23 protein-coding genes and 3 tRNA genes are annotated in these 22,478 nt (G+C 33.7%); 20 read left to right on the top strand and 6 right to left on the bottom strand.

Annotated features, from left to right (window positions below):
* Positions 1 to 450: 450 nt before the first annotated feature.
* Both ACZZZA_RS04170 and ACZZZA_RS04165 read left to right on the top strand, forming a co-directional pair.
* Positions 451 to 657 (top strand): hypothetical protein, encoded by a 207-nt coding sequence (locus ACZZZA_RS04170; protein ID WP_463429943.1) that lies wholly within the window; start codon positions 451 to 453, stop codon positions 655 to 657.
* Positions 658 to 703: 46 nt separating this feature from the next.
* Positions 704 to 1,462: a GLPGLI family protein gene (locus ACZZZA_RS04165; RefSeq protein ID WP_463429942.1), complete on the top strand. Its 759-nt coding sequence runs from the start codon at positions 704 to 706 to the stop codon at positions 1,460 to 1,462.
* A gap of 123 nt (positions 1,463 to 1,585) precedes the next feature.
* On the opposite strand, the gene ACZZZA_RS04160 is transcribed toward ACZZZA_RS04165, so the two are convergent.
* Positions 1,586 to 1,903: a GIY-YIG nuclease family protein gene (locus tag ACZZZA_RS04160; RefSeq protein WP_463429941.1), complete on the bottom strand. Its 318-nt coding sequence runs from the start codon at positions 1,901 to 1,903 to the stop codon at positions 1,586 to 1,588.
* Positions 1,904 to 2,081: 178 nt separating this feature from the next.
* Positions 2,082 to 2,417, bottom strand: a complete 336-nt coding sequence (locus ACZZZA_RS04155; protein ID WP_463429940.1) for a helix-turn-helix transcriptional regulator — start codon at positions 2,415 to 2,417, stop codon at positions 2,082 to 2,084.
* 211 nt (positions 2,418 to 2,628) lie between these two features.
* On the opposite strand from ACZZZA_RS04155, the gene ACZZZA_RS04150 reads away from it, so the two are divergent.
* Positions 2,629 to 5,325 carry a hypothetical protein gene (locus tag ACZZZA_RS04150; RefSeq protein WP_463429939.1) on the top strand — a complete coding sequence of 899 codons (2,697 nt, stop codon included), beginning with the start codon at positions 2,629 to 2,631 and terminating at the stop codon, positions 5,323 to 5,325.
* 44 nt (positions 5,326 to 5,369) lie between these two features.
* Here ACZZZA_RS04150 and ACZZZA_RS04145 read toward each other — a convergent pair whose 3' ends face one another.
* On the bottom strand, positions 5,370 to 5,867 hold the full coding sequence (locus tag ACZZZA_RS04145) for a DinB family protein (protein ID WP_463429938.1): 498 nt from the start codon (positions 5,865 to 5,867) through the stop codon (positions 5,370 to 5,372).
* A 125-nt stretch (positions 5,868 to 5,992) separates the two neighbouring features.
* On the opposite strand from ACZZZA_RS04145, the gene ACZZZA_RS04140 reads away from it, so the two are divergent.
* The 7 genes from ACZZZA_RS04140 to ACZZZA_RS04110 all read left to right on the top strand — a co-directional run bounded on the left by ACZZZA_RS04140 (position 5,993) and on the right by ACZZZA_RS04110 (position 13,010).
* Positions 5,993 to 6,886 (top strand): GLPGLI family protein, encoded by an 894-nt coding sequence (locus tag ACZZZA_RS04140; protein ID WP_463429937.1) that lies wholly within the window; start codon positions 5,993 to 5,995, stop codon positions 6,884 to 6,886.
* 192 nt (positions 6,887 to 7,078) lie between these two features.
* On the top strand, positions 7,079 to 7,333 hold the full coding sequence (locus tag ACZZZA_RS04135; RefSeq protein ID WP_463429936.1) for a FeoA family protein: 255 nt from the start codon (positions 7,079 to 7,081) through the stop codon (positions 7,331 to 7,333).
* Positions 7,333 to 9,366: a ferrous iron transport protein B gene (feoB, locus tag ACZZZA_RS04130; RefSeq protein ID WP_463429935.1), complete on the top strand. Its 2,034-nt coding sequence runs from the start codon at positions 7,333 to 7,335 to the stop codon at positions 9,364 to 9,366. Before ACZZZA_RS04135 ends, feoB begins: the two co-directional genes overlap by 1 nt.
* Before the next feature lie 273 nt (positions 9,367 to 9,639).
* Complete coding sequence (gene glmM / locus ACZZZA_RS04125) at positions 9,640 to 11,022, top strand: phosphoglucosamine mutase (RefSeq protein ID WP_463429934.1); 1,383 nt, start codon at positions 9,640 to 9,642, stop codon at positions 11,020 to 11,022.
* Positions 11,023 to 11,061: 39 nt separating this feature from the next.
* Entirely contained in the window at positions 11,062 to 11,286 is a 225-nt protein-coding gene (locus ACZZZA_RS04120; protein ID WP_463429933.1) for a DUF2683 family protein, read from the top strand.
* Positions 11,270 to 11,569, top strand: a complete 300-nt coding sequence (locus ACZZZA_RS04115) for a type II toxin-antitoxin system RelE/ParE family toxin (protein WP_463429932.1) — start codon at positions 11,270 to 11,272, stop codon at positions 11,567 to 11,569. Before ACZZZA_RS04120 ends, ACZZZA_RS04115 begins: the two co-directional genes overlap by 17 nt.
* A 67-nt stretch (positions 11,570 to 11,636) precedes the next feature.
* On the top strand, positions 11,637 to 13,010 hold the full coding sequence (locus ACZZZA_RS04110) for a tetratricopeptide repeat protein (protein ID WP_463429931.1): 1,374 nt from the start codon (positions 11,637 to 11,639) through the stop codon (positions 13,008 to 13,010).
* Positions 13,011 to 13,135: 125 nt separating this feature from the next.
* Here ACZZZA_RS04110 and ACZZZA_RS04105 read toward each other — a convergent pair whose 3' ends face one another.
* From ACZZZA_RS04105 to ACZZZA_RS04095, 3 genes are read right to left on the bottom strand one after another with little or no spacing between them, the layout of a single operon-like run.
* Complete coding sequence (locus ACZZZA_RS04105; RefSeq protein WP_463429930.1) at positions 13,136 to 14,020, bottom strand: DMT family transporter; 885 nt, start codon at positions 14,018 to 14,020, stop codon at positions 13,136 to 13,138.
* Positions 14,007 to 14,660, bottom strand: a complete 654-nt coding sequence (aat, locus tag ACZZZA_RS04100; protein WP_463429929.1) for a leucyl/phenylalanyl-tRNA--protein transferase — start codon at positions 14,658 to 14,660, stop codon at positions 14,007 to 14,009. The genes ACZZZA_RS04105 and aat overlap by 14 nt, the downstream gene beginning before the upstream one ends.
* 55 nt (positions 14,661 to 14,715) lie before the next feature.
* Entirely contained in the window at positions 14,716 to 15,099 is a 384-nt protein-coding gene (locus ACZZZA_RS04095) for a DUF3127 domain-containing protein (protein ID WP_229983009.1), read from the bottom strand.
* Between the two features lie 175 nt (positions 15,100 to 15,274).
* Here ACZZZA_RS04095 and ACZZZA_RS04090 point away from each other — a divergent pair.
* The 10 genes from ACZZZA_RS04090 (at position 15,275) to lptE (ending at position 22,477) form a co-directional block, all read left to right on the top strand.
* Positions 15,275 to 15,356: transfer RNA gene (locus ACZZZA_RS04090), tRNA-Leu, on the top strand.
* Positions 15,357 to 15,364: 8 nt separating this feature from the next.
* A tRNA-Gly gene (locus ACZZZA_RS04085) sits at positions 15,365 to 15,440 on the top strand.
* Positions 15,441 to 15,446: 6 nt separating this feature from the next.
* Positions 15,447 to 15,530, top strand: a tRNA-Leu gene (locus tag ACZZZA_RS04080).
* A gap of 440 nt (positions 15,531 to 15,970) precedes the next feature.
* The gene (locus ACZZZA_RS04075) at positions 15,971 to 16,720 is read left to right on the top strand and encodes an energy transducer TonB (RefSeq protein ID WP_463429928.1); all 750 of its coding nucleotides are present in this window, start codon (positions 15,971 to 15,973) and stop codon (positions 16,718 to 16,720) included.
* A gap of 125 nt (positions 16,721 to 16,845) precedes the next feature.
* On the top strand, positions 16,846 to 18,282 hold the full coding sequence (gene miaB / locus ACZZZA_RS04070; protein ID WP_463429927.1) for a tRNA (N6-isopentenyl adenosine(37)-C2)-methylthiotransferase MiaB: 1,437 nt from the start codon (positions 16,846 to 16,848) through the stop codon (positions 18,280 to 18,282).
* A 45-nt stretch (positions 18,283 to 18,327) separates the two neighbouring features.
* Positions 18,328 to 19,437, top strand: coding sequence for a PDDEXK nuclease domain-containing protein (locus tag ACZZZA_RS04065; RefSeq protein ID WP_463429926.1), 1,110 nt, complete (start codon positions 18,328 to 18,330; stop codon positions 19,435 to 19,437).
* Positions 19,421 to 19,849 (top strand): hypothetical protein, encoded by a 429-nt coding sequence (locus ACZZZA_RS04060; RefSeq protein ID WP_463429925.1) that lies wholly within the window; start codon positions 19,421 to 19,423, stop codon positions 19,847 to 19,849. Before ACZZZA_RS04065 ends, ACZZZA_RS04060 begins: the two co-directional genes overlap by 17 nt.
* Positions 19,850 to 19,940: 91 nt before the next feature.
* Positions 19,941 to 21,224 carry a sigma-54 interaction domain-containing protein gene (locus ACZZZA_RS04055; RefSeq protein ID WP_463429924.1) on the top strand — a complete coding sequence of 428 codons (1,284 nt, stop codon included), beginning with the start codon at positions 19,941 to 19,943 and terminating at the stop codon, positions 21,222 to 21,224.
* Positions 21,225 to 21,235: 11 nt separating this feature from the next.
* Positions 21,236 to 21,937: a hypothetical protein gene (locus ACZZZA_RS04050; protein ID WP_463429923.1), complete on the top strand. Its 702-nt coding sequence runs from the start codon at positions 21,236 to 21,238 to the stop codon at positions 21,935 to 21,937.
* Positions 21,938 to 21,955: 18 nt separating this feature from the next.
* A complete protein-coding gene (gene lptE / locus ACZZZA_RS04045; RefSeq protein ID WP_463429922.1) occupies positions 21,956 to 22,477 on the top strand; it encodes an LPS assembly lipoprotein LptE in 522 nt (173 codons plus the stop codon).
* The last annotated feature ends 1 nt before the right edge of the window (position 22,478 follow it).

Below are 22,478 nucleotides of genomic sequence, written 5' to 3'. Positions count from 1 at the left end.
TTAAAGATATAAAAGAGGAAAAACACTGTTTTTGAAATTTTCAGAATTTTTATCAAATTGCGAACTGTTGTAGAATAAATCAAGATCTTCATGGTTTATTAAATCTATTTAAATAAAAAACTCCCTAACAGAATTTTAAGGGAATCAAAAATATAAAGTTTTAAAAATAATAATTTATAAAAATAGATATCAAGTAAATATAATAAATGTTAAAAGTATTATTGCGTAATAAAAACATCAAAATTTGCTTATTTTTTTAACAAAATGCTTTTAATTTATTCATAAGTTTGTTCATGACACAAATGAGAAATTCGCGCAACATTTTCGACGTTCTGTCGTAATGTATTTCTTTTAGAGTCAAACAATGATGCATCATCCTATCTATACAGCTATTCTAGATAAATTTGTTCAGGTAGGGAAAAACAATTTATTAATTTAAAAAATTTTAAAATGAAAAAACTATTTTTTTGTGCCATGATGGGAATTTCCGTAATGGCATTTGCTAAAACAATGGCAGTTTGGACATCAACTTGTGGTGTAAAGCACTATACAACATTTCCAGATGGCTGGACTTATAATCAAATGTCAGAAGCAATTGCCACGATTAATCAGGCAGAATGTGGAGTTAAACCAAGTATAAACCTAAGCGTTAACTAAAAGTAGGGCGGAGAAAACCTCCGCCTTTTTTATATAAACAATAATTATGAAGAAAATTATTTTTTTGTTTTTGATATTTGGTTTTATATATTCTTTTGGTCAAAGAATTAATTTTGAACCAACGATAAGAGTTTTTTATGATGCCAAATTACAATTGGGAGAAAAATTCCGTAAAGATCAAAAATTTGTTTTAGTCGGGAATTCTCAAGATTATTATTTTGCTGCTGCGCAAAATTATTTAAATGATACAAAGCAATATGAGTCAAAAGGAGTTGATACAAGAGCTATTAGTGATTATTTTCAGGAAAGAGTAATTAAAAACGATAATAGAGCCACAGTTTTTACTATAGCAATAGATGCAAAAATACGTTATGAAGAAAACATTAATCTAAAATGGGTTCTTTATGGGGAGACTAAAATTGTCAATGGTATAAAATGTCAAATGGCGGCAACCAATAAATACGGCAGAAGATGGATTGCATATTTCTCTAAAGAATATCCGCAGTCTTTAGGACCTTATAAATTTAATGGCTTACCAGGTTTAATTTTTGAGTTATATGATGTACATGATGATTATCATTTCACATTAAACAAGGTAGAAAAATACTCAAAAAATTTCGATTTTAATATTAATGAATATAAAAATTTTTCAAAAGATAAATATTTAAAAGCGAAATATAATATGGAATTTACTGTCGCTGGCTTTCCTGATATGGGTGAAGAGCTAAGAAAAGAACTACAAAACGCTTTTGAAAGAAAGAAAAAAATGTATAATAATCCTATAGAATTAAAGCCCTTTGAATAATTACAACACCCTCTTTTGTCATTCCGTAGGAATCTCAGCATTGCAAAAAACCGATTAGATTCCTACGGAATGACAAACGTACTGTAAATTTTTTTATAGAATTAATCTTTTGATCTCAGCAGTCTAAAGCGGAGTAAATAAATAATTTAAAAATTCTAAATTCGGATTCTGAGATCTTATTAATGTAAGCTTTTTATCCCGTGAAAAATCTTTAATTTCTTTTTCTCTTTCAATGGCTTGATGAATCCATCCAAATTTTTCATAATAAATTAAAAATTCTAGATTGTATTTTGCAGTAAAGCTGTTTGGGTTCTTTTTTGATTGGTGTTGATATAACCTTTTAGGAAGATTATTTGTAACACCTGTGTATAAAACGGTTCGATTTTTATTAGTAAGAATATAAACGTAGAAAGTATAAATACCCTCTGAAAATTCAATCATTTTTTGTGTTTTTCTTATTTTGTTTTCTAATGACAGATTGCAAAATAAATTCTTTAGATTTAAAAAATTTTTGAGCTAATATTCAAGAATTATGTTGTCATTAGGAATATCAACTGTTATTGTGAGAAAAAATGTCTAGATTCCTACGGAATGACAAATTATGTGGATTACTGGGGATTTATTTTTTGAGACCTTTTATCAATTCTTCAAGTTTAGAAGTAAAATTATCTATTGTGGCTTTATCAGAGATGTTAAAAATAATTAACCCAACAGAATTGTCTTTGTTGTCAAAAGTATTGTTAGAAATTTCCAGCTTTCTCTCATCATCAAAAAGGTCTTGAATTTTCACCTTAAAAATATCCGCCAGTTGTGGGATAAATTGAGACTTTACATCTGTGGTTTCGTTTTCCCAGTTTGCATAGGTGTTTCTGTCTACGCCCAATAGATCTGCAATGTCCTGATTAGAGTATTTAGTTTTGCTTCTTAATCTTTTAAGATTTGTTCCTATTCCCATTTGTGATAGTTTTTACAAATTTATAATTTTCAGCAAGATATAAAAACAGATTTTAATAAAAATTATTAAAACAAAAATAAAAAAGATGAAGCATATATTTATCACTATATTTGTAGTTATAAATCATTTTTAACCTTTCTTTAAAAATAAGATCTCTGTAAAGTGTAACAAAAAAACATTATCAATAACTAATTACTCAAATAAATAAATTATGAACAGAAAAATTTCCTTATTTCTCATGGTGTTTTTCTCAGTAATTGCTTTCGCACAGAAAACAGTTTCCGGGAAAATTACAGATGAAGACGGTTTGGCGATCCCAAGTGCCAGTGTAACGGTGGAAGAACCCGGTAAAGATGCCATCCTTGCATACGGAATCACCAATTCTAAAGGAGAATATAAGGTAACGTTCACATCAGCAGAAGCTAATGTAGATTTGAAGGTGAAAGCTTTTAATCAGAAACCTTTAACAAAACAAATCAGCAACAGTGATCAGACTTTGACATTCAAGCTTCAGTCTGAGGCTACGGAAATCAAAGAAGTTCAGCTGAAAACCAAAATGATAACCTCAAGAGGTGATACTATAGCATACGATCTGAAAGCATTCGACAGCAAAAACGACCGTACTTTGGCAGATGTGATGAAGAAAATTCCGGGAATTGAAGTGAACGCAGACGGTTCTATTCTTTACCAGGGGAATGCCATCAACAAATTCTATGTCAACGGAAAAGATTTAATGGAAGGAGGTTACGGCACAATCAACAACTCGCTTCCAAAAGATGCCGTACAGAAAGTTGAAGTTCTTGAAAACCACCAACCCGTAAAAATGCTTCAGGGAAAAATACCTTCCGATGCAGCAGCAATTAACATCAAGCTGAAAAACTCTGTAACGATGACAGGTCGAGGCGAAGTGGGAACTGGTTTTGGAGATCCGTGGCTATGGAATGTAAAGTTAACGCCCATGTTTTTCGGTCAGAAAAGCCAGTGGGTTGTCAATTATAAAACCAATAATGTTGGTGAGCAGGTAGAAAATGAAGGAAACATTATGGCATTTGGAAATCGATATGAAGGAAGAAGGATTAACGCATCTCAGAATGACTGGTTAAATGTAGAAAATGCGATGACGCCAAACCTGCCTGTTAGAAGATATTTAATGAATAATGTTCATTATATATCAGCAAACTATTTAACAAATATTGATAAGAAAAAAGAGTGGGAATTGAAAGCAAATGCTAATTATACAAACAATGCAGTTGAAAGAGAGGCATATAGCCAGACCGACTATTTTGCAACAGATAATACTCCAGCATTTGGCTTTACACAGAATATTTTTAATAATTTTTATACTGATAAAGCAAAGGGAGAATTAATTTTTACAAAAAACGCTAAAAAAGGATTTTTTAAAAATACAACAAGCTTTTCACAATTTTGGAATGCAGACAGAGGAATTGTTGACAGAACAGATACCCAGACAAATTCTCTAAGACATGGGGAAGAAGCTGTAGAATCTCCAACATCATCATTCCAAAACTCATTGAGCACGATTATTCCATGGAAAGAAAAAATGGTCAATGTACAGTCCTTTATAAATTATCAAAATGACAGTCAGAAATTAGATATTACACCGGCATCATATCTTAACATTCCCGGTTTTAATCCTGGAGGTGCGGCAGAATCTGTAAGACAAAATCTGCAGCTGAAAACTTTTGAAGCAAATCATTCTGCAAATATTGGTTTTTCTGCAAAAGGATGGACTTTTACCCCGGAAGTAGGTTTCAATTATAAAATGACCAATTTAAGATCTGCTCTTACAAACTATCAGGACGGTGAAGCTTTCGGATATGGTTCTGATTTCGATAATGATCTGAAATATACGACTGCAACACCATACGCAAGTGTGGGAATTAATTTTAAGAATGATTCTTGGATGCTTTACGCAAATGTTCCTGTGAACTCAAATAATATAAAAGCAGAAGATCCTTTAAGAAATGTATCAAAATCTGTAGAAAAAATAACATTCGAACCAAATATTTTCGCACAATATAGTTTTGCGTCATTTTTTAAAGCATCTTTGACCGGAAATATCAGTAATAACTTTGGTGAAGTGAATACTGCATATTCAGGATTTTTAATGACTTCCCCTTCCGGAATAAATGCCATGGCAGCAGAAAATCCGATCCCGGAAAACAACAATAAATCTGCAGGAGCCAGATTAGAATACAGAAACCCTCTGAATAATTTATTTTTTAATCTGAATTACAGACTTTCTGATGCTAAGAGAAATTTGATTTCAAATCCTACAATCGTTGGAGGATATTCAGTAATGAAATATATAGAACAGGATAATAATGTGGTAAATAACGGGTACAGTGCTGAAATCGGAAAATATTTTCCAAAGTTTAAAACCAATGCTTCATTGAGCTACAGCAACAATACTTCAAAATCTGATGCTTTTTTAAATGATGCATCGTTTACAAACAAAAACAACAGCCAGTCAGTCGGATTTAAGTTCAACAATACGTATTTCAGCTGGATGAGCGTAGATTATAATGCAAGTTTCTCAAAAACAAATCAAACCAGCACAGGACGAGTAAATTCTAATGCAGACAGAACTGGTTTTACCCATAATCTTGGTCTATATCTATATCCTATCGAAAATCACACAGTTGGATTTAACTGGGATCAGGTAAACACAAATGCTGCTAACGAGAAATACGAAAACGGATTCTATGACTTATCATATCAATTTACTTGGTCTCAAAAGAAGATTGATTTTGAGCTGAAATGGATGAACATCGCCAACAAAAAAGTATTTGAAACGTATGACATCAATACAACCAATATTAGCTACACCAGAATATTACTTCGACCTAGCCAAGTGATGTTTACAGTCAAATTCAACTTTAAATAAAAATAAAAAAACCAATCTCACTGAGGTTGGTTTTTTGTTTAATACTAAAAGCCCTGCAAATCCGCAGTCGGGCCATAACTTCCGGGAAGCTGAATGTCATTTAATCTGTAATAAACTCCCAATTGTGCACGGTGATGGGTAATTTGACTTAAACTGTGACGGATTGCAGCGTATTTTGTCCATGAGGAAAGTGTTTGTCCGTCATTTTTCAAAGACCAGTTCGGAAGAAGATCTTCCTCTGTTGCTTTTTCTAAAGCTTCTTTGCTAGATGTATAATTGTCTTCAAATACTTTGAGCAGATCTTCTTTTGTGGTAAGCAGTTTCGGCTGCATTCCGCCCTGCGCCAAATCTACTTCAGAACTGTTGAGCATAAAACCTGCCCAGCCAAAAATTTCCGCAATGTGGGTAACAAGATGAGCCATTTTCATGCTTTTAGGATGCGGGCTGTAATCGTTTTTTCCTTCAGGATAAATATCAAAAAACTTCTTTGTTGTTTGATACTCGGCCTCCAGCTCGTCTCTGAATTGTTTTAAAGTGTCCATATAATATTTGTTTTAAGGTATTTAAATTTAAAAATTTTAAATAAATAATACTTACAGAAATTTTAATTAAAAAAATCTGTAACAAAATTGTACAACTGCTCACTAATTATGTAAACGTTATTAAAATGAAAAATTTATTTTCAATAGTATTGATCGCAGTTTTTACAATTGCTAATGCACAGGAAACCGCAAACCGATTCTTTTACGAATTGACCTATGCGCCGAATAAAGATTCTTTAGAAAAAAAGAACAAGGAGATGACCATTTTGGATATTACCAAAGATAAATCTATTTACAGAGATTATCTTGCGGTTTCTCAGGATTCAATTTTAAAATTAGAAGTTGAGGCAATGCAGAAAGCCGGAACGTTTAAAGATCTTTCCAAATCTGTAAAACAACCGAAATTCTCTCATATTATTACAAAAACGTATCCGTCAATGGAGGTTTCTTACGCAGATTATATTCTTCAGGATAAAGTAAGTTATAAAGATGAAAAACCTTTTGACTGGAAAATTTCTAGCGACAAAGCGAAGATTGGAGAGTATAATACACAAAAAGCTACCGCTTCATTTGGTGGGAGAAACTGGATCGCCTGGTTTACCACAGATGTTCCTTTTCAGGATGGGCCGTATAAGTTTAAAGGATTACCAGGCTTAATCGTAAAAGTAGAAGACGATGCTAAAAATTATTCTTGGGAATTAAAAGGAAATAAAAAAATTGCAGACTACAATGCTGAAAGTTATTCGGAAAAGCTGATGAAACAATTCGGTCAGGGGAGAAATAATCTTGAAGTAAATAGAGAAAAGTTTGAGCAAATGTATGCTGCATATAAAAAAGATCCTTTCGGAAGTATCAGATCACAATTGTCACAAATTCCTGCAGATGCAAAAATGCCCGATGGAACTTCAATGTCTCAGATGATGAGAGATGCAGAAGAAAGAATAAAAAAGCAGTTAAGCGAGAACAGCAATTCCATTGAAATAAATGCTTCGTCAGAAAAAGTGAAAAGTAAAAAATAAGATTCATATTAACTCAACTATATTGAAATAAGCCTAAATGCAGTAATGTGTTTGGGTTTATTGTTTTGTAAGAATAATATAGCCTTAATAATTGTTTGCATCAAAACTAATATTTTACATTTATTCTACAAGCAATATGTTATTTAGATTAAATTTAAATAGAGTATATTTGCAGGTACAAAAATGTAGGTATTGAGAGATAACTATTCACAGACATTAAGCAGATTTCCTAAGAATAAACTTGGGAAAATTTTGGGCTATAATAATGATCATCTGAAGATGCCCAACAAAATCATAGAAATGGGGCTTTTGCCTGAAACTGTTTTCAGAATTCTGTATCAGGCTCCTTTCAATGGTCCTTTGTACATAGAGTTTGGTGAAGAAAAAAGCAGGATTGCGTTGCGAAAAGAAGAAGGTGAGTTTATCATGGTTGAAGATTGGAATTAATGCAGGAAAAAAATAAAAAACAGGTACTTTTAGTAGGAAACCCAAACGTTGGAAAATCAACTGTTTTCAATGCCTTATGCAATAAAAAACAAAAGACCGGAAACTACGCAGGTGTCACTGTTTCCAGCCATTCGGGAACTTATATCTATAAAAATGAAAAAGTTGAGGTTGTAGATCTTCCGGGATCGTACAGCATTTATCCAAGTTCAGAAGATGAGGCTATCTTTTCTAAATTTCTTCTGGAAGGTCAGAAAGATTTTGCAGGAGTTATCTATATTTTAGAAGCTTTAAGTTTAAAGAGGGGTCTGCTTTTATTTCAGCAGATTCAGGATTTGGGAGTTCCCATGATACTGGTTGTTAATCAGGTAGATCAGGCAGAAAGAAGAGGAATTAATATTGATATTCAAAAGTTTTCTGAAGCACTCAACATCAAAATTATTCAGACAAACGCAAAAGAACAGTTAGGAATAGAAGCTATACAGGAAGCCGTCCTGAATAATGATTTTACCAAAACAGAAAAACCTTCATTTGAAATTCCTTCTGAGCATAAAGATTTTTTACATAAAATTTCTGCGCACAATAAGTTTGAAAACGAATATAAAGCATGGATGAGCCTATCTGTAGAAGCAGATTTGAATAAATTGGTTTCCGCAACTGGTTTAATCAATGATCCAGAAGGTAAAAGTTTGGTTCCAAAAAGATTACAGGTTCAGGAAGTGGTCAGAAGATACCAGAATATTGATAAGATTTTAGCTAATGTTATTTCTAAAAAACCTCAGTTCAAAGAACTTTTGACAGAAAAATTAGATAAGGTTCTGGTTCATTCTTTCTGGGGATACGTTGTGTTCTTATTTATTTTGCTGATTATATTTCAGAGTGTTTTTTTCATTGCAGAATATCCAATGAATTGGATTGACGAATTATTTGCCTGGCTTTCAGCATTCAGCGGAGAGCATTTGCCGGAAGGTCCCATCAATTCATTAATTTCAGACGGTATTATTCCGGGATTAGGAGGAATCATCATCTTTGCGCCGCAAATAGGAATTTTATTATACTTCCTTTATCTTTTGGAAGATTCAGGATATATGGCGAGAGTTATTTTCTTAATGGACAGGTTTTTACGTCCGTTTGGTCTGAATGGCAAAAGCATCGTTCCATTGGTTTCCGGAACAGCATGTGCAATTCCTGCCGTGATTTCAACTAGAAATATTGAAAACTTCAGAGAAAGATTGCTGACGATTTTGGTAACGCCATTTATGACTTGCTCTGCGAGACTTCCTGTGTACAGCATCATCATTGGGTTAATTATTTCAGACAAAACCATCTTTGGAATTCAATATAAAGCTTTGGTGCTTTTGGGAATGTATCTGCTGGGATTTTTGGTGGCATTACTTTCTGCAGCAATCCTGAAAGGCTTTATTAAAAATAAAGGAAATACTTATTTGGTAATGGATTTGCCAACTTATAAAAAACCGCTTTTTGGGTACGATTTGAAAATGGTTTTAGGTAAAGTCTGGGAATTTATTACCGGAGCCGGAAAAATTATATTCATTGTAAGCATCATCATTTGGTTTTTGAGTTATTTCGGGCCCAAACAAAGTCCGGATCAAATGGTTGCTACTGACGTTGAGCTGGATCATTCTTATTTAGCCAAAATGGGAAAAGCAATTGAGCCGGCAATTGCACCTTTAGGATATGACTGGAAAATGGGAGTGGGAATTCTGACGAGTTTCGTAGCAAGAGAGGTTTTCGTGGGAACAATGTCTACATTATACAGTTTGGATGACGAAGCTCCGGAAGGAAAAGTAATAGACAAAATGAGACACGATGTGAAACCGAATGGCGAAAAAGTATTCAGTTTTGCAACAGGTATTTCAGTTTTATTGTTTTATGCGTTTGCCATGCAATGCGTTTCTACCGTTGCAGTAGTTTACAGAGAAACGAAAAGCTGGAAATGGACTGGCTTTCAGGTGATAATGATGACCGGTTTGGCATATTTTGTGTCATTAATAGCTTATCAAATTTTAAAGTAAATGGATTCTTCCTTAATTTTTCAATACATAATAATCTTTTTGGCAGTAGCATTTGCCTGTTATTCACTGTTCAGAATCATCAGAAAGAATTTTGCGCCCAAAAAATTTGATTCTAAAAGATCAGGTTGTGATAAAGATTGTGGATGTTCATAACATCCCCTATACTTAAAATTTAGGATAAGTTTTGAAGTTGAAAACAACTTACTAACGTTAAGCATATTTCATAATTCATTCTTTCTTTAATTCGTATTTTTGCAAAAACATTTTTAAAGTATGTCATTAATAAAAAGTATCTCCGGAATCAGAGGAACGATTGGTGGAAAAGTAAATGATAACTTGACACCGCTTGATGTCGTAAAATTTGCTTCAGCATTCGGATCTTGGCTTCAGAATCAAAAAAATAAAAAAGATTTAACCCTAATTATTGGTCGTGATGCAAGAATTTCAGGATCAATGGTTAATTCTCTGGTGACTGCTACTTTGCAGGGATTAGGAATTAATGTAGTGGATCTTGGACTTTCTACCACGCCAACTGTTGAGATCATGGTTCCCGAATTGAAAGCTGACGGAGGAATTATCCTGACCGCTTCTCACAATCCAAAACAATGGAATGCGCTGAAGCTGTTAAATGAAAAAGGAGAATTCATCAACGGTGAAAATGGCGCTGAAGTTTTAGCATTGGCAGAAAATGAGGATTTTAATTATGCTGAAGTTGATGATTTAGGAAAATACGAAACTAGAGATGATGCTTTTGATATTCATATTCAGCAGATTCTTGATTTGCCGATGGTAGATGTTGAAGCTATTAAAGCTAAAAAATATAAAATCGTTTTAGATGCCGTAAATTCTACAGGCGGTATTGCAATTCCTATGCTTTTAGATAAATTAGGTTGCGAAACAGTAAAATTGTACTGCGAACCAAACGGACAGTTCCCACACAATCCGGAACCTTTGAAAGAACATTTAGGAGATATTTGTGAATTAGTGATCAAAGAAAAAGCAGATTTTGGCGTTGTAGTGGATCCGGATGTAGACAGATTGGCTTTGGTAGATGAAAACGGAGAAATGTTCGGAGAAGAATATACGCTTGTTGCTGTAGCTGATTACTTGTTGAAAAACAAAAACGGAGTTGCGGTTTCAAACCTTTCTTCAAGCCGTGCATTGAGAGATGTCGCCAAGACGCATAATTCAGAATACTTTGCAAGTGCTGTAGGAGAAGTAAATGTGGTGAATTTAATGAAAGAAAAAAATGCCGTAATCGGTGGTGAAGGTAATGGTGGAATTATTTACCCGGAACTTCACTACGGAAGAGATTCTTTAGTGGGTGTTGCTCTGTTTTTAACTCATTTGGCTAAAGAAAACAAAACGGTTTCAGAATTAAGAGCCGGCTACCCAAGTTATTTCATGGGAAAAAAGAAAATAGAACTGACCCCTGAAATAAATGTAGATGATCTTTTAACTAAAATGGAAAAAGAATATCAAAATGAAGAGGTCTCAACGGTAGACGGAGTGAAAATAGATTTTGAAAACAATTGGGTGCACCTTAGAAAATCTAATACAGAACCAATTATCAGAATTTATACGGAGGCTTTCTCACAAGAAGAAGCCGACAAATTAGGGGATGATATGATTGCGAAGATAAAAAGTTTGATTTAAATTCAGAATTTTTGTACATTTAATATAGAAAATAGTACAATGACAATTACCATTAATCCTAAAAACAAAAAAGAACTTGCCAAGATAAAAGCAATCTTAAAGGCAGTGGAAATTGATTTTGTGGAAGAAAGTCCAGATGAAGATTGGTATGACGAACTTTCAGATGCTGAAAAAAAATCAATAGAATTAGGCTTGAAAGATATTGAAGAAGGTAGAGTAGCTGCTCATTCTGAAGCAAAAAAGCTTTATGAAAAGTGGTTATAAAATTGTTTGGTCTAATCATGCATCAAATGAATTAGAAGAAATAATTGAATATCTGGAAAATAATTTTACCGATAAGGAATTGAGAAGATTAGCCATAGAGATTGAGAGAAATTTGAATTTAATTTCTGAAAATCCAATGATTTTTTCAAAAACGGAAAAACTAGATATTCGTAAAGTGGTTGTGGCAAAGTATAATACATTATACTATAAAATAGAAAATGAAAAGATTAAAATCATTTCATTTTTTTCAAATCGACAAAATCCTAGCAATAGGAAAATTTAATTAAAAAAAGTTTTTTCGAAGTTTATAAAATAATTTTAAACATTGAAAATAACGCTGAGATACTATATTGGAAGAATATTTTGGAAATGAACTTGTAAAAAAGTTCGAGGAAATGATGGAAAATAATGATGAATTCTACTTCGATACCGAAGAATTAGATGATATTATTGTGTACTATCTGGAGTTGGGAGATTTTAATTACGCTGATATGGCAGTAACTTACGGTCTCAAACTTCATCCCAATTCTTTAGATATCAAGATCAAAAAACTTGAAGTGCTTCTAGAATGGGAAGATTATAATACTGCGAAAGAAATGATCAACGAGTTAAAAGGTTCTTCTATGGAGAATACAGACTTTTTGGTATGCTACGCAAAGTATTATTCGAATTTAGGAAATCCTAAAAAAGCAATTGATATTTGCAAAAAAGCTTTAGAATTAAATGAAGAAGAGAACTTCCTGAATAATTTTATAGCAGACGAATATGTCAATTTAGGAGATCCGTTTAACGCTCTTAAATATTACCAGCAAGCATTGAAAGAAGATCCAACGGACGAATATTCGTTAGAAAACGCAATGATCTGCTTCAGTGATTTGAATAAGAGTGAGGAAGCTATTGCTTTTCTGAATGACTATCTGGATAATTTTGCCTACTCAGAAGTAGCGTGGAGCGAGTATGGGCAGTTTTATTTTAACAGAAAAAACTACGAGGAAGCCATCAAAGGATTTGATTATATGTTGGCGATCAATTCCAGTGCTGTTGGGGTTTATGCAAGTAAAGCAGCTTGTTATGAAGCTTTAAATCAGTACAAAAAAGCAATTGAAGTGTATGAAGAAATGCTTGAGTTGGAATATACAAAAGCTTTCACATTTTATAAAATCGGATTATGCTATAAAGCACTGAGACAGCCGACGATTGCTTTAAATTATTTTCAAAAATCATTGAGAGAAGATCCTCAGTTTTATCTTGCGATGATGGAGCAATCTTACTTATACGAAGAAATGGGCGGAATGCCGGAAGCTTTGCATTTTGCAAGAGAAGCTACTTTGCTGAATGACGGAAACCTTGAGTATCAGAAACGACTGGCATTTTTGTTCATCGATTCAGGAAGGTTTGAAGAAAGTCTTTCCTGCCTGAAAAAACTGGTAGATGCAGAACCTTCAAGATTTTACAATTGGTATGCATACACTGAAGTATTGATGTTGGTAGGAGAATATGAAGAAGCTGTAACTGTTTTGATTTCGGCTTTAGAACATCATAACCGTGCAGAACTATATTATCAGCTGAGTAACTGTTATTTCAATTTAAAAAATACCAGCAAAGGTGCTGAAACTTTAGAAAAAGCATTGGGACTTGATCCTTCATTAATCAGCGATATGCAGAAAAAATATCCGTACATCAAAGATGAAGTAAAGAAAGCTAAAGTGAAGAAAAAGAATTGAGATGGCTGAAAGTAAGATTTTGAAGATTGAATATTTAATTTCGATTTAAAATCAAATGTTTCATCTTAATAATTTTAATTTTTTAAAAAATTTATAAATAAAATAATCCTGCAGCAATGCGGGATTTATTTTTGAACAACAGTTTTAGCTCTTAAAAAGATTAAACCTGCAATAATGACACCTGCTCCTGCAAATTGTAAGATGGTCATTTTTTCACCATCTAAAATCCCCCAGATAATCGCAACGATCGGCATCAGTAAAGTAACGGTAGAAGCAAAAAGCGGAGTTGAAACTTTCAATAAACGATAATTCATCATCATTGCCAATCCTGTTCCGAAAACGGAAAGTAAACTCACAAACATCAACCCGATCATATTTTCTTTTGAAAAGGTAAACGTTGAAACGAATCCGGTAGAAATTAATGCAAAAAGTGAAGGTAAAAATAAAACGAAAGAAAATACAAACGCCGACAGAACAGTCGAAGAAACATCCATTAATTTAGATTTAACCGTAGTTGTACTGATTGCATAACATAATGTTGCCAAAAGCAAAAGTAAAATAGGAAAAATTTTAAACTTAGATTCATCTCCGCCTCCAAAAGCAAGAATACAGACTCCGGTAAAACTTATGAAAATTCCGGTCATTTGTCTTTTTGTAGTTTCAAATTTCCAGAATAATGTACCTACAATAATCACAAAAATAGGCATCATCGAATTGATAATTCCGGCAATACTGCTGGTGATTTCTTCCTCTGCTATAGGAAATAAGAACATCGGTATGAAGTTTCCTGTAAAAGCCGCCAAAATAAGCCATTTCAAATGTTTTTTCGGGAACATTTTGTATTTTGATATGGCAATAGGCATCAGAATAATTCCTGCAATCAAAACTCTTAATGCTCCGACCTGATACGGAGTAAAATGGTCTAAGGATTTTTTAATTAAAATAAATGATGATCCCCAAATAATACTGAGAATGATCAGAAGAATCCATTTTTCTTTATCTGCGTTCATTATTTTCGTGTAGAGTTTTTAGAAATTCTTTTTTAGAAATCATTTTTGCCCCTAAACTTTCCAGATGGTCGGTGTGAGATTGACAGTCGATTAATGCAAACTCATCCTTATAAGTTTCCACGAAATGAATAAATCCTGCTTTTGAAGCATTGCTTACTTTAGCAAACATACTTTCTCCGCAAAAAACTTTTCCAACCTGCAGACCATAAAATCCGCCAACCAGCTCATTGTTTTGCCAAACCTCAACGCTTCTTGCCAAACCAAATTCGTGAAGTTTAATAAATGATTCCATCAATTCATCTGAAAGCCATGTGCCGTCTTGCCCTTTACGGCGAGCAACCTGACAGTTTTTTATTACTTCTTTAAAATTTTTATTTTCTGTGAATGTAAAAACATTGTTGTTCAAAATTTTCCTCATCGATTTTGAAATTTTTAACTCGTCAGGAAAAAGAACAAAACGAGGATCGGGACACCACCAAAGAATTTCTTCGTCAGGATTGAACCATGGGAAAATACCATTCTGATAGGCAAACCAAATTCTTTCCATAGACAAATCGCCACCAAAAGCAATAATGCCTTCGTGTCCGTCATAATGCAGCGGATTGGGAAATGAAATTTCGTTTGGATCTAATCGAATCATAGGTGAAAAAAATCCCACTTAAAAAGCGGGATTGTATTGATTGTATGCTTATTTATTAAAAAGGTAAATCGTCATCGTCGTCTCCGGCAAAAGGATTTTCATTAGATACCGGGGATGCAGATTGTTGAGATGATGCCTGAGTTGGCTCAGAACCTGTACCGCCATCCATAACTTTTTCTACTCTCCATCCGGTAATCGAGTTGAAATATTTGGTTTCTCCTTGTGGCGAAACCCATTCTCTACCTCTGATGTTAATTCCAACCTTTACATTTTCTCCTTCTTTCAAAGCGTCCAAAAGATTTATTTTATCCTGTAAAAACTCGATGTTTATGGGCTGTGGATATTGCTCTTGTGTAAGAATAACCATTTCTCTCTTTTGAAAACCACTTGCAAATGTTTGAACATCAGTGATTTTCTTTACCGTACCTTGTAATTCCATATCGTAAATATTAACTTTGTAAAAGTAATAAAATGAAATGTAATACAAATACATCACCAGTAAATTTTACAAAAAAATAATTTTTTTTATGAAAACTCTTGCAAATAAAAATAATTGCCCTATATTTGCACTCACAAAAACGAAAGAAGTTCTTTAAAATAAACTCAATAATAATGCGGATGTGGTGTAATTGGTAGCCACGCCAGACTTAGGATCTGGTGCCGTGAGGCGTGGGGGTTCGAGTCCCTTCATCCGCACAAATTATGCGAAAATAGCTCAGCTGGTAGAGCACAACCTTGCCAAGGTTGGGGTCGCGGGTTCGAGTCCCGTTTTTCGCTCCACACCATGCCCTGGTGGTGGAACTGGTAGACACGCAGGACTTAAAATCCTGTGTCCGCAAGGACGTACGGGTTCAAGTCCCGTCTGGGGTACTAAAAGCACTGTTAATCATTTGATTTTCAGTGCTTTTTTTATGATTAATTTAAAATGTTTTGTCTATAAAGTTTCTGAGCATTAATGATAGAATTATGGATAAATTTTCGCATTATAATGAAATGTTTTGAATACATTTATAATTAAATAATTATTAAACTTTACACTTTTCGGGTAAAGTTTTTTTATGGAATGATCTTAATTTTATCTTTGCCAAATAGTGAATTGTTCTTTTTGAATGTATGGATAAAAAGGATTGACTATTTCCATTAATGCCAATTTAAAAAAAAATATTCTCTTTAAGTTTTACCCAAGTTTAAATCCAAAATTCATGGATGGAGTGGATAATTCAAAATATGCATTAAAATAGTAACAGAAAATGTGTAGCCATTAATTTGAATATATTATCAACGTAGATTTATGACAAATACTTATGATCATGATTAAAAAAATCACATTTTCTATTTCTGTATTGCTCTTCTCATTACAAGTATTGGGACAGGAAGTGATGGAAAAATTTCCATTAGGACAAAATCCTTATGAAGGTGGAGATGTTCAGTTTTATAAAGACTTTCATCAGATAGTTTTGGAAAAAGGATTTAAGCCATGTGAAAATAAAAATGAATTTCACTTACTTCAATTAGTTGTCTATGAAGATGCCACTGTAAAATATGTAAAAACTGAATCTAATAATGAATCTCCTATCCAAAACAAATGCGCTTTTGAGCTCAGTTTAGAGGTTATAAAGCATATGGATAAATGGAAACCGGCAATAGTTGATGATGTTAAAAAGCCTGCTATAGCCTCTTTTTTTATTTTTCCAGATGCATTATTTGATAAATATGAGTCAGGATATTTACCACAAAATTACAATGATACCGCAGGATTCGGAAAAAAAGAAGAATTATCTGGCGGAGTAAATGCTTTCCGGGCAGAAGTTGGTAGAAATGTTGATTTGGGAGGTTTTATCTGGAATAAACCTTTTAAATTAGTCGTTACATTTGTAGTTAATAGAGAAGGAAAAATAGAACAGCTCAAATTAGATGAATCTTCTGGAAACGCAGAATTTGATAAAAGGGTTCTTGATGGAATCAGAAGTATTAGAAAAAAATGGAATCCAGGTAAGATTCATGGTCAGCCTGTTAATGTTAGATTTAGACTTCCTTTAAATTTTACACCACCCGAATAATTCCTGCCATTCTGTCACAATATTTTGTATCTTTGTACACTTAAATAATTCAGGTTTTTAAATTTTTTGGTTCTGATTTTTATCTTATTACTAAAGAATTATACCTGAATATCAAAAAGATTATCGTGCAGGAAAAATATATAGACGAGACCAAACAAGGCGAAGCTTTTGCCATTGCAGAGAAAACAGGAAATTCTAAAAAACTGTTTTTAGAAAGCTATGGTTGTCAAATGAATTTCTCTGATTCTGAAATTGTTGCATCGATCCTCAATGATCAGGGATATAATACAACACTGAAAGTTGAAGAGGCAGATCTGATTTTATTAAATACCTGCTCCATTCGTGAAAAGGCTGAGCAAACCGTGAGAATGCGTCTTGCTCAGTTTAAAAATCTTAAAAAAGAAAGACCCAGCATGACTGTTGGCGTTTTGGGTTGTATGGCTGAAAGGCTTAAAACTAAATTTTTAGAGGAAGAGCAGCTTGTAGATTTGGTTGTAGGTCCGGATGCGTACAGAGATTTACCCAATCTTTTAAAAGAAACTGAAGACGGAAGAGATGCGATCAACGTAATTCTTTCCAAAGAAGAAACGTATGCAGACATTAATCCTGTCCGTTTGGGCGGAAATGGAGTTACGGCTTTTGTGACGATTACCAGAGGTTGTGATAATATGTGTACATTCTGCGTAGTTCCGTTTACCAGAGGCAGAGAAAGAAGTCGTGATCCTCATTCAATTTTAGAAGAATGTAAAAGTCTTTGGGAAAGCGGTTATAAAGAGATTACGCTTCTGGGGCAAAACGTAGATTCATACCTTTGGTATGGAGGTGGCCCCAAAAAAGATTTCGTAAAAGCGTCAGAAATGCAGAAAGCGACAGCTGTTGATTTCTCAAAACTTCTTGATTCAGTTGCTAAAGCCGTTCCTCAGATGAGAATCAGATTTTCAACATCTAATCCTCAGGATATGAGTCTGGATGTTTTCAGAACCATGGCAAAACATGATAACATTTGCAATTACTGCCATCTTCCGGTACAGAGCGGAAGCAATAAAATGTTGGAAGCCATGAACAGACAACATACCCGCGAAGAATATTTGGAATTAATTAATAAAGCAAAAGAAATCGTTCCCGATATTTCTTTTTCTCAGGATATGATTATCGGTTTCTGTGGCGAAACTGAAGAAGATCACCAAGATACGTTAAGCTTGATGAGAGAAGTAGAATTCGACTACGGTTATATGTTTTCCTATTCTGAAAGACCGGGAACTCCTGCTCACAAAAAAATGGAAGATAATATTCCTGCTGATGTAAAACAAAGACGTTTGGCAGAAGTGATTGCTCTACAGGGCGAGTTGTCAAGAAAAAGAATGCAGGGTTATGTAGGTAGAGTGCACAGTGTTTTGATTGAGGGAATCTCAAAGAAAAACAAAAACCAATGGAAGGGCAGAAATTCTCAAAATGCAGTATGCGTTTTTGATATGTTGGAAGGTCAGAAATTGGGTGACATTGTGGATGTTTTTGTATTTGGTAATACACAGGGCACACTTTTAGGCGAAACTGTGAAATAACTTAAAAAGGTTTAGTATTAATTTTAAAATTATTTTAAATAGTTAATGAGCAATCTGCAATCAAAAGAACTTCTTCAGAGTATTTCTGCATTATTAGAAAATGCCAGAAAGAAAGTGGTTGTTGCTGTAAATCAGACAATGGTTCTCACTTATTTTGAGATTGGCAGAATGATTGTGGAAGATGAGCAAAACGGAGAAAACCGTGCTGAATATGGGAAAGCTGTAATCAAAGATTTATCATCTCATTTAACTAAAAGGTTTGGAAAAGGATTTTCTGTAGAGAATTTAGATCGAATGCGATTTTTCTATAAAATTTATTCGGAACAAATTCCGTCAACACTGTTGACGAATTCTCAAAACCAAATTTCGCCAATATCTTCGACGAATGTAGAAAAAGAACAAAAACCCACTGAATTTTTAAAAATCAGGCAGACAACATCTGCTAATTTCAATCTCTCATGGTCGCATTATTTAAAATTGATGCGGATAAAAGACATTAATGAAAGAAAATTCTATGAAATAGAAAGTTTTAAAAATAACTGGAGCTTAAGAGAATTACAGAGACAATACGATTCAGCACTGTACACAAGATTGTCTCTAAGCAAAAATAAAGAAGAAATCATTCAGCTTTCCGAAAAAGGACAAATCTTAGAGAAGCCGAAAGATCTCATCAAGGATCCTTACATTCTGGAGTTTCTTGGCTTACGAGAACAATCAAATTATTCTGAAAATGATTTGGAAAGCGGCTTGATTGATAAATTAGAACATTTTCTCTTGGAATTAGGGAATGGCTTTACGTTTGTCGCACGACAGAACAGAATTACTTTTGATGAAAAGCACTTTAAAATCGATTTGGTTTTTTACAACAGAATTTTGAAATGTTTCGTTTTAATTGATTTGAAAATTGGTGAACTAAAACATCAGGATATCGGGCAAATGCAGATGTATGTAAACTTTTACGATAGAGAGGTAAAACTAAATGACGAAAACAAAACCATAGGAATTATTCTTTGTCAAGATAAAAGTGAAGCTTTGGTACGCTATACTTTGCCGGAAGATAATGAGCAGGTTTTTGCAAGCAAATATCTTACTGTTTTGCCAAGCAAAGAAGATTTTATTAATATTTTAAATTCAGACAATGGAAAAATTACATAAATATTGCCTGAGTGTATTGTTGGTAATAGTCTGCAGTAATATTTCGGCACATTCCAACAATGAATCTATAAAAAATATTGACTGTAAGCAGTTCTACAAAATCTACAGTCAGTTTTTAAATTATGAATTTGAAACCTCAAAAGAATTTTGTTTAAAAGAGAAATCAACTCGCAATTTTACAATAAACCATAAGCGAAACGCAGTCGATCTTTTCGGAAATTCTATTTCAGAAAAACAACAAAACAATTCTTATTATAAAAATTCGGGAGATGATTTTTCTGTAAAAGAAAAACATCACAAAATCCTGAAAAACTTCGAGAAACAAAGCAAACAAAATGATTTTGCTGAAAATATTTACTTTAAAAGTAAAGTTGCAAAAATTAGAAATAAAGATGATTTAGATTTAAAATAGAACTTAGAAACATTACGATGAGAAATCTTTAAAAACGGTTATACTCATCAATTTCAAAATCTATATTTTTTTTAATCTTTAAATCAAGAAAATGGCAGACTTACAATCTATAAAAGCACGTTTTGGAATCATCGGGAATTTTCCGGCGTTGAATCGTGCTCTCGAAAAATCTATACAAGTGGCACCTACCGATATTTCCGTTCTGGTGATCGGGGAAAGTGGTGTTGGAAAAGAATTTATTCCTAAAATTATTCATTCAGAATCAAAAAGAAAACATCAGCCTTATATTGTTGTCAACTGTGGAGCAATTCCTGAAGGAACCATTGATTCCGAACTTTTCGGGCACGAAAAAGGCGCATTTACAGGTGCAACTGCAACCAGAAAAGGCTATTTTGAAGTGGCAGATGGCGGAACAATATTTTTGGATGAGGTGGGCGAATTGCCTTTGCAGACGCAGGTACGTTTGCTCAGGGTTTTAGAAAGCGGAGAATTTATGAAAGTGGGTTCTTCGCAGGTTCAGAAAACCAATGTGAGAATTGTCGCAGCCACCAATGTCAACATGATGAAAGCGATTCAGGACAGCAGATTCCGTGAAGATTTATTTTATCGTTTGAATACCGTGCAGATTGATATGCCTGCTCTGAGAGAGAGAAAGGGTGATATACACTTGCTTTTCAGAAAATTTGCCATTGATTTTGCAGAAAAATACAGGATGCCGGAATTGCAATTGGAATCTGGTGCTGTACATTATATCGAAAATTATGCTTTTCCCGGAAATGTGCGACAACTGAGAAATTTGGTCGAGCAAATGACCGTTGTGGAAACCGAGAGAAGTGTAACCGTAGCAAAACTAGCAGAATATATTCCGATGGATTCTCATTTGCCGATGGTTGTAAATCACCCCAATGCACATAAACAGAACGATTTCGGAAACGAAAGAGAAATTATGTACAAAATTCTCTTTGATATGAGGAATGATATTAATGATTTAAAATCCTTAACTTCGGAACTGATAAAAAACAGGGGAACTTCAGACCTGAGCAATCAGGAAAAGAATCTGATTAACAGGATTTACACTCCTGAACCTCAGCAAAATGCGAGTCCGAATTCTTTGCTGTTTTTTGAAAATAATAATAATCAGAACGTTCAGAACCCGACCATAATTTCAAATTCTGAAGACCATTACGAAGACTTTGAAGACATTGAAGTAGAAGAAAACAGACCCGAATCTCTTTCACTTCAAAACAATGAAAAAGATTTGATTATTAAAGCATTAGAAAAACATAATGGACGGAGAAACAAAGCGGCAGACGAGCTTGGAATTTCGCAGAGAACTTTATACAGAAAAATAAAACAATACAACTTAGAAGACTAAATCATCAAATTATGAATGTAAATTTTACCGCAAAGCCAATCAATTTTAAATTGAGTGACTACATGAGCAAAGGCTTTGAACTTTTGAAAAAAGATTTCGGAAACATTTTTGTAGCATTTCTATGCTGTCTTGTGATGGGAATCATCCCGTTCTGCGGAATGTTGGGTGCCGGAAATTTTTATCAATATCTAAGAAAAGTAAACAGAGGTCAACAGGCAAGTCCCGGAGATATTTTTAATTTTGATAAATTCATGCCGTATTTTATGCTTCAGTTGATTATTATTGGGGGCATTATAGCTATTTATATTCCATTATTCATAATTTCAATTCTTGCAGGAGCATTAAATGGGGGCGAGCCATCGGCTTGGTTTTCAATTGTGATGATTCCCTATGTTATTTTTATATACGTAGCAATCTTCTATTTTATACTGAAAGGATTTTACATTCCCGCATTAATTTCACTCAAAGATGTGACAGATATCAAAACGGCCTGGAACGCATCTAAAATCATGACAAAAGATAATTTGCTATCCATATTCTTATTTTCATTGGCAGTAGGAATACTTTCTCAGATAGGAATTATCGCCTGTGTGATTGGTGTGCTTGTTACATTGCCTTATATGTATGTTGCCAACTATTTTGCATACGAAGATGCAATGAACCAAATTGAGCGCGATGAGATTTCAGAAATTGGAATCAAAGAAAAATATTAAGATTTTAAAAATTTTGTAATGAGTCAGTTGAAACACCTAGTTCTATTAATAATTTGTGCCGGATTTTTAAATTCATGCTACACCTTTACCGGATCGTCATTGAAAGATGAGAAAACGGTACAGATCAATGAGTTTCCGAACAATGCACCTTTGGTAAATCCTACTTTATCACAGCAGTTTTCAACGGATATTCAGAACAGGTTTTTACAGAGAACGACCCTTAAAGGGACAAAAGAAAATCCGGATATTTTAATTGAAGGGGAAATCACTGATTATTCTATTACCCCCACTACCATCAGTTCTACAACGCAGAATACCGCTGCAGGAGTTATTCAGGATTCGCAGAATAAACTGACCATTACCGTAAAAGTACATTACGAAAACAAATTGCATCCCGATTTAAGTTTCGACAGAACGTATTCGGATGAGGCAGTTTTCAACAGCAGTTTGTCTCAAAGTACGATAGAAACTTCTCAGGTGAAAATTGCAACAGACAGAATTATCAACAAAATATTTAATGACATCGTAGCGAATTGGTAAG

The sequence above is a fragment of the Chryseobacterium sp. AC405b genome (assembly GCF_979258685.1).
This window is presented reverse-complemented; position numbering and strand designations above follow the sequence as displayed.

Bases quoted from the DNA above. Each gene is read 5' to 3' on its own strand.
- feoB (WP_463429935.1), top strand. From the start codon at position 7,333: ATGCAGGAAAAAAATAAAAAACAGGTACTTTTAGTAGGAAACCCAAAC.
- ACZZZA_RS04115 (WP_463429932.1), top strand. From the start codon at position 11,270: ATGAAAAGTGGTTATAAAATTGTTTGGTCTAATCATGCATCAAATGAA.
- ACZZZA_RS04105 (WP_463429930.1), bottom strand. From the start codon at position 14,020: ATGAACGCAGATAAAGAAAAATGGATTCTTCTGATCATTCTCAGTATT.
- ACZZZA_RS04075 (WP_463429928.1), top strand. From the start codon at position 15,971: ATGATTAAAAAAATCACATTTTCTATTTCTGTATTGCTCTTCTCATTA.
- ACZZZA_RS04155 (WP_463429940.1), bottom strand. From the start codon at position 2,417: ATGGGAATAGGAACAAATCTTAAAAGATTAAGAAGCAAAACTAAATAC.
- glmM (WP_463429934.1), top strand. From the start codon at position 9,640: ATGTCATTAATAAAAAGTATCTCCGGAATCAGAGGAACGATTGGTGGA.
- ACZZZA_RS04165 (WP_463429942.1), top strand. From the start codon at position 704: ATGAAGAAAATTATTTTTTTGTTTTTGATATTTGGTTTTATATATTCT.
- ACZZZA_RS04150 (WP_463429939.1), top strand. From the start codon at position 2,629: ATGAACAGAAAAATTTCCTTATTTCTCATGGTGTTTTTCTCAGTAATT.
- ACZZZA_RS04065 (WP_463429926.1), top strand. From the start codon at position 18,328: ATGAGCAATCTGCAATCAAAAGAACTTCTTCAGAGTATTTCTGCATTA.
- ACZZZA_RS04120 (WP_463429933.1), top strand. From the start codon at position 11,062: ATGACAATTACCATTAATCCTAAAAACAAAAAAGAACTTGCCAAGATA.
- ACZZZA_RS04145 (WP_463429938.1), bottom strand. From the start codon at position 5,867: ATGGACACTTTAAAACAATTCAGAGACGAGCTGGAGGCCGAGTATCAA.
- ACZZZA_RS04095 (WP_229983009.1), bottom strand. From the start codon at position 15,099: ATGGAATTACAAGGTACGGTAAAGAAAATCACTGATGTTCAAACATTT.
- ACZZZA_RS04140 (WP_463429937.1), top strand. From the start codon at position 5,993: ATGAAAAATTTATTTTCAATAGTATTGATCGCAGTTTTTACAATTGCT.
- ACZZZA_RS04055 (WP_463429924.1), top strand. From the start codon at position 19,941: ATGGCAGACTTACAATCTATAAAAGCACGTTTTGGAATCATCGGGAAT.
- aat (WP_463429929.1), bottom strand. From the start codon at position 14,660: ATGATTCGATTAGATCCAAACGAAATTTCATTTCCCAATCCGCTGCAT.
- ACZZZA_RS04050 (WP_463429923.1), top strand. From the start codon at position 21,236: ATGAATGTAAATTTTACCGCAAAGCCAATCAATTTTAAATTGAGTGAC.
- ACZZZA_RS04160 (WP_463429941.1), bottom strand. From the start codon at position 1,903: ATGATTGAATTTTCAGAGGGTATTTATACTTTCTACGTTTATATTCTT.
- ACZZZA_RS04170 (WP_463429943.1), top strand. From the start codon at position 451: ATGAAAAAACTATTTTTTTGTGCCATGATGGGAATTTCCGTAATGGCA.
- ACZZZA_RS04060 (WP_463429925.1), top strand. From the start codon at position 19,421: ATGGAAAAATTACATAAATATTGCCTGAGTGTATTGTTGGTAATAGTC.
- lptE (WP_463429922.1), top strand. From the start codon at position 21,956: ATGAGTCAGTTGAAACACCTAGTTCTATTAATAATTTGTGCCGGATTT.